Annotated in this window: 1 protein-coding gene; it reads right to left on the bottom strand. The window is 48.6% G+C overall.

Features of this window, described 5'->3' with window-relative positions; translation table 11 throughout:
• Positions 1–625 (bottom strand): VCBS domain-containing protein (locus A6D97_RS19110; protein ID WP_206208217.1); only part of this gene is annotated, 625 nt, incomplete at both ends.

Raw genomic sequence — 625 nt, forward strand, 5'->3', positions numbered from 1 at the left:
TTTATCAGTCTCATCCACACTGACTGTTGCGGTACTGACTGTCGCTGCATCGTTGGTGCCATTAATCGTCACTTTGATGGTCGAAGGTGTGCCATCAATAGACGATACCGTGAAGGTCTCTTCGACTTTATCGCCGACATTCAATTGATTAAACGTGCTGTTGGCGGTGAACACCCAATGACCATTGGTGTCAATAGTCAGGTCACCGTTGGTACCTGAAATAGAATCCGGCGTAAACGTATTGTCTGGGTTGTCTACATCGGTACTGGTCAATGTTCCTGATGTGGTTACTGCTTTGTCAGTCTCATCGATGGCGACGGTCGCACTGCTGACAGTAGCGGCGTCGTTAGTCCCGTTAATCGTCACCTTGATGGTGGACGGTGTGCCATCAATAGACGACACCGTGAAGGTCTCTTCGACCTTATCGCCGACATTCAATTGGTTAAACGCACTGTTCGCAGTGAACGTCCAATGACCATTGGCATCAATAGTCAGGTCACCATTTGTGCCTGCAATGGAGTCTGGAGTGAACGCATTATCCGGATTATCGACATCGGTGCTGGTTAATGTTCCTGATGTCGTTACCGCTTTATCAGTCTCATCCACACTGACTGTTGCGGTACTG

The organism is Vibrio sp. ZF57, assembly GCF_001691235.1.
Taxonomy (GTDB): Bacteria; Pseudomonadota; Gammaproteobacteria; order Enterobacterales; family Vibrionaceae; genus Vibrio; species Vibrio crassostreae_C.